Raw genomic sequence first — 9,022 nt, 5'->3', positions numbered from 1 at the left:
TCAAAAAGCTGATTGGCAAACGATCTTGAAAATTTCTGGATCAATAAGGCGAAAACCGCGCCTAAAGCGCAAGATCACCCACATACTCACAATGGCCATGAGAAATTGAAAAATGACGCAACGCTGATTTGCTGAAGACCTGGCGTTACACGCTGATGCCTATGCTGATGAGAAGTCTCTGAATTAGATGTTAAAGGACATGCTCTTTAAAGAAGCCCATACAGGGCGCGTTGCGTAGAAATAATCGCATTATGTGGTTTAAATATACATTGCATCTATTTGATTTTGCTAAGATATAGAAATAAATCTTCGCTGGCGAATACTATGTTCAACAATCCTACAGCAACCCCCTTATTCGACTCCGTCCTATATCTGGAAGACGGCAATGCTGTCGTCAATCAATACATCGCAAATATCACGATGAAGCACGTTAACGACGCGGCATTAGTGTATGAGCACGCCGTGGATTGGTTGCTTGAACAGCGCCATAGTGAGAACAACTACAAAACCTATCGCAGTGAACTGACAACATTTTTGCATTGGGCATTTGATGCGGAAGGCGTATCCGTCGCAGATGTTAGCCGGCGTGTATTGTTGCGATATATCGATTACTGCACACAACCTCCAATCGAGCTGGTGGCATATCGCAATGTGGCCCAATTTGTATTTGATAAAGACCTGCAGGAACGGGTACCCAACCCTTTATGGCGTCCCTTTCTGGGCAAAAAGCTAGAAGGCGTTGAGCAGCCATACAGGATTACAGACAAAGCCCTGAAAACTAAACTGGCGATTTTGTCAGCATTCTTTAGCTATCTGATCAACGAAGAGTATACCGAGCGCAACCCAGCAATGATGCTGATGAAGAGCGGCCGCTTTAAATCAGGCTCGCAAAACCAGGTCATGCATGAAGATGATGAGGAGATGCGTTCATTTACCGAGCTTCAGTGGTCATACGTGATCTCAACCGCCGAGAATCTCGCTAAAAGTCACCAGGATGAGCCCGAACGTACGCTATTTTTAATCAGCCTGATGTATTGTTGCTATCTACGCATCTCCGAAGCGGCAGCGCGCCCTGGTTTTTCACCGGTGATGGGACAGTTCCGGCGCGATAACAAAACCGGTGTTTGGGGATTTCATATCCCGCGCAGTAAAGGCGGTAAAAAGCGTACCGTTGCAGTATCACATTTGCTGCTAAAAGCGCTAAAACGTTATCGTCGATTCCTGAATCTGACAGATCTGCCCGCACCCAATGAGGAGATTCCGTTATTTGTGCGCCACAGGGCAGCGGGGCGAGGGCGTGACGCGGGCTTGTTGAACGCAAATTTGGGTATCCGGCAGTTGCGCGAAGAACTACACGATCTATTCAATCATGCTGCCAACGCCGCCGAAAAAGACGGCATGAGCCAAGATGCACTTGAAATGCGACAGATGACGCCACACAGCATCCGTCATACCGGCATTACCCACGACATTAATATTAACGGGAGACCACTGTCTCATGTTCAGGCGGATGCCGGGCACGACAGTATCGATACAACCTCTCAATATCTGCACACCTCCCGTGTGGAGCGCCACGAATCAGCAGCAAATAAGCCGATTGATCATTTGTCAGATGCCTATTAATAGCCTTGATGCCAGATAGGCTGAAACACATTCATCTGTACGTGCATTAAATTCGCTACTCTTGGCTTTATCGGCCACCTACAATCCGGGTCTCTTTTACTAATTAGCAGAGCAGGGCGATGGACTCCGAACGCAAAGCACAAGATCCCTCATTGGTATGTACCTGTAATGACCTCTATGTGGATGACATCGCAGAAGCGGTGGCGTTTGGGGAGGAGGAATATCGTGAGATTTTTGCCGTTCATGGCCTGCAACCACGCTGTGCGGAGTGTCGCTGTCACGTCGAACAACTGGTCAATGATTTCGCTTGAGCATCAAGACCTGCCCACGCGCCTTTTAGGTCACACGCTTTGTGCTAAGATGCCGCCTCGCTAAATACTACAGCCACGTATACCCAACATATAATACTAGCCATAGGGAAAGGTCATGATCACAATTTACGGTAGCCCAAAATCCAGCGCAGGCCGCTGCTTCTGGTGCCTTGAAGAGGCAGGCGTTGAATACTCAACCAAGTCGATCGATTTCAGTGCCGGAGAGCACAAATCTGAAGCCTTTCTGCAGATTAACCGCAACGGCAAAGTGCCCGTATTAACCGACGGTGACTTCACGATCTGGGAATCACTGGCAATCAATAACTACATTGCTGATGCTTATAAGCCTGAACTGCTGGGCACATCACCTCAAGAACGAGGCCTGATTAGCCAGTGGAGTATCTGGTCGGTTGCTGATCTTCAGGCACCAATGATTCAGGCATTCATCCAGTTGGTATTTGTACCAGAGCCACGCCGTGATGCCGAGGTAATCAAGAAAGCTTTTGAGAAAATTCCAGGCATGCTAAATACGCTGGAAGCCGAGCTGGAAGGCAAAGACTACCTCGTCAGCAACACCTTCACACTGGCGGACCTGAATACATCATTTGTTGTCAGCATATGCGATGACATCAAATTCGATCTGTCCGAGTACAGCAACATTAATCAGTGGCGAAACCGTATCGCTGAACGCGCCGGCAGCAAGCAATACAAAGCGCTGTGCAAATAATCTACGCATTGACGAAATGACAGCCCGGCAATTGCCGGGTTTTTTTTGGCATATCGCAAGTACGTAGAATAGCAGCTCAGTTAAGCCTTCAGAGCGAATAATGAATGATGCCGATAAATAGCATTATCGGCATCATATATGTCAGCAGGGCATAAACACCAACCAATAAAGAGCACCCAGTGCGTTCACTCCATGAATGGCGCCAATATCGTGTGTTTTACAGTTTTCTGTAATGCTCACTTTTTTGGTGATGCTTAAATCAACATAACGTAAAACTCACAAAGCGAAATTCGCTCCTACGGATCGAAGTACGTCTATTGACCTGAATGCGCATGAGCCAATCCCAAAGATAAATAACAAACCTTGTGAGTACAGGGCATGCTCCACACATCGCTCAAGGCTAAAAGCCCAATTCCATACTGATATGAAAACCCGTGGGCAAGGATAGAAAAATATAAGAACCGCTCAGGCTGCACGAAACGACACTTTACCCATAAAACAAAATTTCTGACGATTGTCCGCACGAAACTGTCTTCCTGAGCTAAGTGGTCCGATATGGCGAAGTAGAACAGCACATCTCAAACCGAAGAAATCGACAAGAAAAGCGCATGCGGGAACTCACAAACACATTGCGCGCTACGTGCATGAAACGACAGCCAGCCCCCAAAACTGAAATCTTGAAAGCTCTCCGCACGAGAGGCTTACGATCAAAATACGAAAGACTTCATTCTAGTCATACATAAAAGGCGGTATGGCGGTATCTACTGGCAGAACCAATCATCCGAGACAGAATATAATATTCTATTTAACATAATATACATTATACGTAGTTATATAATTGCGCCAGAATACTGTCACTGCAGGCTATTCAGTGACAGTAAGAGCTTACTTCGTTAGGAATATGAGATTGGTGCGTGAGCGTTTTCGTAGCTGCATATTAGTGCCGGATGCACATTCACAAGCTCACCTGTCACGTCAGACTCGACAATCAAAGTAGAACTGCCCGGCTCTTTTCGCAGCTTAGCCAGAACGAGATATGAAGTTCCGTATTTCAGCATCAACCCAGCACTATCGTACAGATCGGCCTCAACCATGACGTGATCACCAACAGCAATCTCGCGCCAGATAAAGTCGCTTTCAACAAGAAGATCTGAAATACCGTAAGTAGCCATATGTCACCACCTAGTGATCGGGCTTCATAGCAGCCGCATGAAACCTCGAATAATTGGACCACTATTACAGTCTAGCGTTCAGGCTTGAACTATGCCGTGACGAATTGCGAGATGAACAAGCTCGGAGTTATTGCTTGCTTTGAGTTTGCGAAGGATATTGGTGCGATGCGCATGAACAGTCTTTGGGCTTAAGAACATAGCTTCTGCCACTTGAGTCACCGACTGGCCGTCCGCAAGATAGGTAAAAATCTGAAGCTCACGCTTGGTTAGCGCTCTTACAGGCGAAGCCTCATCGTCCGCATTTGCTCCCAACTTTGCCTGAATTACATCAGAAATGTAGGTGCCGCCACCATGGATGGTGACCACTGCCTCAAGCAACTCCTCTGGCGCACAGCGCTTGGTAAGATAGCCTTTTGCACCGGCATTCAATACATGCGACGGGAACGGATCGCTCTCCATCACCGTCAGAACGAGCACGCGAGCAGATGAATCGTGAGATATGATGCGCCGAATGGCGTCTAGACCACCGTTGATATTGGTCGTTGCCTCAGGGTCAGATGTATCTGTCGGCATGGAAAGATCCATGATAACCAAATCTGGTGTGAACTGGCGGAACAGATCGAATGCTTCCTGCCCGTTATTGGCTTCAGCGACGATATTAATACGCCCGTCTGCCTGCAATAACCGATGAAAACCCGCTCGAACCAAGGGGTGGTCATCAACCAGGAGAACGCCGATACTGTCAACCATATAATCTCCCTTCCAAATACGCTTTTAAGACTACCAGCCCTATTCCCAAGGCCTGCTGCCATTCTAGCGAGATTAGTCCGGGTTACAACACCTTAGTCGGTATCAGTATCAAAAATAGCATCAGCGCCGCGGTAACTGCCGTAGCAATCGATATCGACAGCACTTGCCGCTGATATCTCTTCCTCCGAAACGGAGGCAGGCAAAGCTACAAGCTCATCACTGTAACCGATCAGCTGAATTCCTTCTCGCTTACAATGCATCAATACCTTTTCCAGCGCCCTAACAACTTTAACCTGGCGATCAGATAAGCTCTCCTGTCTCGCAACGCTCTTTTCGCGGCGCTTACTGGTTACCTGGCGAACCGCATAGCCATCTGCGTCTAGCAACTGAACCGTTATGCCGCTGAGCTTTTCCTTAACCAGCGCCACTTTTGCCAGATCAAAAGAACCTTCTGTCAAACACCCAAAAATATCACCTTCAGCGCCCTGCTTAAGCAAGCTGGCGACGGACTGATATGTGCTGGGTTCTTGTATAGTCTTTTCCATTTCAATATCTTGCAGCAATTATATTAAGTATTACATTACAAGTCGAAAACTCGGTTTTAGCGCGCTAGCACTTCTGTCAGCTGACAACGGCACTCACTAAGCTCTTTGAGAGCCTGATCATACCGCACATCTTGTTGCGCTATCACTGTTTCAAGCGCATGCCGCTTGCCAGTTGATTCTTTATCCTGATCAAGCAGCTGCTTTCTAAGGCTGGCATTTTCCTCAACAAGTGCTTTTCCTACCGCCTCCAAGCGCGCTTTTTCTTCCTCAGCGACCCGTAGCGAGACCTTCAGCTCTATTAGCTGCTGGGTATCGATCTGGGCTCCTGGTGTGCCGCCAGCGCGATCGAGCATCAGCGCTTGCTGCTTAACCTCGCGAACAAGATTGGCGTTTTCAGAGTTTAACCGGATCAGATCCGACTCCTGAGCCAAAAGCTGTTGCTGCAATGCTTGCCTTTCGTTCGCCGCCTGCTCGCGCTCTGAAAGCAAGCGAGCGTTTTGGAGGCGCATATCCTTAAGCTCATCTAGCGCACCCGCCTCCACAACTCTGGCTTGCGCCTTAATTTCCTTATATCGGGCATCAAGCTCTGCCTTCCGCTCAGCGTAGGCGTGATCTGCATATCCCAGTGCTTGCTGCCAAAGTTTGTTCGCAGTATCTATTACCGGCTCCGGAAGATCAGGGCGCTCGCGATTTTCTTTTATTCGGGTACCAAGGTGCTGCCACCACTCATTCAATGCACGATTAATTGTTGAGATTGAGCCGCTCCCCAGCTGCTCACGCACGTTTTGCTGGGTTGGGCGGATCCCTTGTTCTAGCAGCCTGTCAGCCACCTGCAAAACCCGCTCAGCGGTATCACTTTTCCTTGGCATACCAAAAGAACTCTAATACGTATTATTTGATACGTATTAGATATCAAGATACCAACAATCGCACGCTTTTTATTCAATATCGCCGGAAATTTGATCAAGGCAATCACACGCACCCGCAACATGGGGCGAAAATTTCTTCTATGCTGACGGGGATAGCGAAGAATCAGGGAGATATCACAATGAGCATTCGAGTTGCAATTAATGGCTATGGCCGTATCGGCCGCATGATTTTGCGCGCTTTGTACGAATCAAAAAGAACAGAAGAGATATCAATTGTTGCCATCAACGACCTAGGGGATGCGCGCATCAATGCACATCTAACGGAGTTCGATAGCGTCCACGGCCACTTTGAGCACAAAGTAGAAGCAACGAGAAACTGCATGCTCATCCAGGATGACAATATCACCATTCTCAGCGAATCAAACTTAGACGCCCTACCCTGGAAAGAGCTCGATATCGATATTGTGTTTGAGTGCACCGGCCGCTTCACCAACAGAGAAGACGCCAACAGGCATATCAAACAAGGCGCGAAGCGCGTCATTATCTCCGCCCCTGCAAAAGATGCTGACGCAACGATCGTCTATGGCGTTAACCACCAAAAGCTCACTGGCGAGCACCGGATTATATCCAATGCCTCTTGCACAACGAACTGCCTGGCCCCTATGGCGAAAGTACTTAATGACGCAATCGGGATTCGTGAAGGCATCATGACGACCATACATGCCTATACGAATGACCAGCACCTCTCTGATACTCACCATAGCGACCTTTATCGAGCCCGCGCAGCTGCGCTATCAATGATCCCGACCAAAACTGGCGCTGCACAAGCAGTGGGGCTGGTCTTGCCTGAGTTGGCAGGACGACTTACCGGGCTCGCAGTTCGCGTCCCTACACCCAACGTTTCACTGGTAGATCTTAGCTTTACGCCCAGCAAGCATACCGGAGCAGACGAAGTAAACTCGCTACTCAAGACTGCATCTCAAGGTGATTTCAGGGGCATTATTGAGTACAACGAACTGCCATTGGTATCTGCAGACTTTAACCATCACGCAGCATCCTGCATCTTTGATAGCACTCAAACACATGCAACCGAATCAATGATTAAGGTTTTTGCCTGGTATGACAATGAGTGGGGATTTTCAAACCGAATGCTGGATACAGCAGTCGCCCTCATGAATGCAGAGTAGCATCACCACGCGCACCCATCAGAAATCAGGCAGACACAAAAAAGCCAGCTTTCGCTGGCTTTTTTGTTGAAATTTGGAGCGGAATATCGGGCTCGAACCGACGACCTGAACCTTGGCAAGGTCCCGCTCTACCAACTGAGCTAATTCCGCATAGGTCTTAAAAATGGAGGCGCGAGTCGGAATCGAACCGGCGTGGACGGAGTTGCAGTCCGCTACATAACCACTCTGTCATCGCGCCACACTACACCGAAGTGTTGGAGCGGAATATCGGGCTCGAACCGACGACCTGAACCTTGGCAAGGTCCCGCTCTACCAACTGAGCTAATTCCGCTTAGTGCTAGGTCTGCATTCGTTTACTACGAATAAAATTCGCAGCAGATACATGGCAGACTTTCTTACTACAACCTTTGACCAGAAATTGGTAAATCGCTGAAAGTTGCTTGGTGCCCGGAGCCGGAATCGAACCGGCACGCTCTTGCGAGCGAGAGATTTTAAGTCTCTTGTGTCTACCAATTTCACCATCCGGGCGAAAGAAAATGGAGGCTGGAGTCGGAATCGAACCGGCGTACACGGAGTTGCAGTCCGCTGCATGACCACTCTGCCATCCAGCCATTTTCTTTGCCTAAAGGCGCCTACTAAGAAGAGTGGAGCGGAATATCGGGCTCGAACCGACGACCTGAACCTTGGCAAGGTCCCGCTCTACCAACTGAGCTAATTCCGCCCTGCTTAGTAAGTGGTGCGTATTATAGAGACCCTCAGTTCTATGTCAACACTGTAATAAAAAAACATTTCGCTTATTTTTTAAACACTTACAGATCGTTTGTTAGATCTGGCCATGCCGCTTTCAGATACTCAATCATAGACCACAGCGTCAACGCAGCCGCAAGATACAACATAACCATTGCCGCCCAAGCCAGGGCTGTACCCGGCTCTGCCAGTACTAGAAAGAATATTGCACCCATTTGTAAACTGGTTTTCACCTTACCTACATAGGACACCGCTACACTTCCACGCTTACCCAGCTCTGCCATCCACTCCCGAAGCGCAGAAATTACAATTTCACGCCCAATGATAATCATCGCAGGCACGGTCACAATAGGACTGCCGTATGCCTCAACTACCAAAACCAATGCAGTTGCCACCATCAGCTTATCTGCGACAGGATCGAGAAACGCACCGAAGGGAGATAACTGATTAAGCTTACGGGCGAGATAGCCATCAAACCAGTCCGTGACTGCGGCTAAAGCAAAAATAAAACCTGCCCAATATGGAGCCCAGCTATAAGGCAAATAAAACACCAGAACAAATACCGGAATAAGAACGATACGTAAAAGTGTGAGGAGATTAGGAATCTTCATCGAAAACAGCACGTTATCCTCGTGTGTCAAACTTCTGGATGCAACGCCAAGTAAACCTCCTCGGCGAGCTTCCGGCTTATGGTAGAGACTTTTGCGATTTCTTCAACACTCGCCCGCTCTACCTCCTGTAAACCACCGAAATGTTTAAGTATTTCGCGGCGACGCTTCGGCCCAACACCTGCAATCCCTTCGAGTACTGATTGCTTTCGGGCTTTTCCGCGGCGGGCCCGATGACCTGTAATAGCAAAACGATGCGCCTCATCCCGAATATGTTGCACTAAATGAAGTGCGCTAGAATCGCCCGCCAGGGTAATCTCTTCACCTGTCTGGCCATTTATCAGAATTTCAAAACCTGCTTTACGCGTTGGACCCTTGGCAACCCCGACGACTTGCACCTCTGTGATCTGTAATTCTTCTAGCACCTCCATTGCCTGAGTGACTTGCCCCTTACCGCCGTCGATCAATAATATGTCCGGCAAT

At 48.5% G+C, this 9,022-nt stretch carries 10 protein-coding genes and 6 tRNA genes; 4 read left to right on the top strand and 12 right to left on the bottom strand.

All coding sequences use genetic code 11. The features are described from left to right. Window positions 1-324 precede the first annotated feature (324 nt). The 3 genes from ABYW01_RS07805 to ABYW01_RS07795 all read left to right on the top strand — a co-directional run bounded on the left by ABYW01_RS07805 (window position 325) and on the right by ABYW01_RS07795 (window position 2,661). Window positions 325-1,623, top strand: coding sequence for a tyrosine-type recombinase/integrase (locus ABYW01_RS07805; protein WP_372831911.1), 1,299 nt, complete (start codon window positions 325-327; stop codon window positions 1,621-1,623). A 119-nt stretch (window positions 1,624-1,742) separates the two neighbouring features. Beyond that, entirely contained in the window at window positions 1,743-1,934 is a 192-nt protein-coding gene (locus tag ABYW01_RS07800; protein WP_372831910.1) for a (2Fe-2S)-binding protein, read from the top strand. Between the two features lie 115 nt (window positions 1,935-2,049). Further along, window positions 2,050-2,661: a glutathione S-transferase family protein gene (locus ABYW01_RS07795; protein ID WP_372831909.1), complete on the top strand. Its 612-nt coding sequence runs from the start codon at window positions 2,050-2,052 to the stop codon at window positions 2,659-2,661. 893 nt (window positions 2,662-3,554) lie between these two features. Here ABYW01_RS07795 and ABYW01_RS07790 read toward each other — a convergent pair. The 4 genes from ABYW01_RS07790 to ABYW01_RS07775 all read right to left on the bottom strand — a co-directional run bounded on the left by ABYW01_RS07790 (window position 3,555) and on the right by ABYW01_RS07775 (window position 5,997). Then, on the bottom strand, window positions 3,555-3,833 hold the full coding sequence (locus tag ABYW01_RS07790; protein WP_372831908.1) for a hypothetical protein: 279 nt from the start codon (window positions 3,831-3,833) through the stop codon (window positions 3,555-3,557). Between the two features lie 78 nt (window positions 3,834-3,911). Further along, the gene (locus ABYW01_RS07785) at window positions 3,912-4,583 is read right to left on the bottom strand and encodes a response regulator (RefSeq protein ID WP_372831907.1); all 672 of its coding nucleotides are present in this window, start codon (window positions 4,581-4,583) and stop codon (window positions 3,912-3,914) included. A gap of 92 nt (window positions 4,584-4,675) precedes the next feature. Then, on the bottom strand, window positions 4,676-5,146 hold the full coding sequence (locus ABYW01_RS07780) for a response regulator (protein ID WP_372831906.1): 471 nt from the start codon (window positions 5,144-5,146) through the stop codon (window positions 4,676-4,678). 38 nt (window positions 5,147-5,184) lie between these two features. Next, entirely contained in the window at window positions 5,185-5,997 is an 813-nt protein-coding gene (locus ABYW01_RS07775; protein WP_372831905.1) for a DNA-binding protein, read from the bottom strand. A gap of 179 nt (window positions 5,998-6,176) precedes the next feature. Here ABYW01_RS07775 and gap point away from each other — a divergent pair, with 179 nt between their 5' ends. After that, window positions 6,177-7,184: a type I glyceraldehyde-3-phosphate dehydrogenase gene (gene gap / locus ABYW01_RS07770; RefSeq protein ID WP_372831912.1), complete on the top strand. Its 1,008-nt coding sequence runs from the start codon at window positions 6,177-6,179 to the stop codon at window positions 7,182-7,184. Window positions 7,185-7,258: 74 nt separating this feature from the next. On the opposite strand, the gene ABYW01_RS07765 is transcribed toward gap, so the two are convergent. The 8 genes from ABYW01_RS07765 to ABYW01_RS07730 form a co-directional block, all read right to left on the bottom strand. After that, window positions 7,259-7,334, bottom strand: a tRNA-Gly gene (locus ABYW01_RS07765). 14 nt (window positions 7,335-7,348) lie between these two features. Then, window positions 7,349-7,422 (bottom strand) — tRNA-Cys (locus ABYW01_RS07760). Between the two features lie 17 nt (window positions 7,423-7,439). Beyond that, window positions 7,440-7,515: transfer RNA gene (locus tag ABYW01_RS07755), tRNA-Gly, on the bottom strand. A 110-nt stretch (window positions 7,516-7,625) separates the two neighbouring features. Continuing rightward, window positions 7,626-7,712, bottom strand: a tRNA-Leu gene (locus tag ABYW01_RS07750). Window positions 7,713-7,721: 9 nt separating this feature from the next. After that, window positions 7,722-7,795, bottom strand: a tRNA-Cys gene (locus ABYW01_RS07745). A gap of 34 nt (window positions 7,796-7,829) precedes the next feature. Next, window positions 7,830-7,905 (bottom strand) — tRNA-Gly (locus tag ABYW01_RS07740). Between the two features lie 88 nt (window positions 7,906-7,993). Beyond that, window positions 7,994-8,542: a CDP-diacylglycerol--glycerol-3-phosphate 3-phosphatidyltransferase gene (gene pgsA / locus ABYW01_RS07735; protein WP_372831904.1), complete on the bottom strand. Its 549-nt coding sequence runs from the start codon at window positions 8,540-8,542 to the stop codon at window positions 7,994-7,996. Window positions 8,543-8,568: 26 nt separating this feature from the next. Beyond that, window positions 8,569-9,022: helix-hairpin-helix domain-containing protein (locus ABYW01_RS07730; protein WP_372831903.1), on the bottom strand; the 454-nt coding region annotated here is incomplete at its 5' end.

The organism is Pontibacterium sp. (assembly GCF_041587635.1).
Lineage (GTDB): Bacteria > Pseudomonadota > Gammaproteobacteria > Pseudomonadales > Balneatricaceae > Pontibacterium.
The sequence above is the reverse complement of the archived record's forward strand: the minus strand, read 5'-3'. Positions and strand labels throughout refer to the sequence as shown.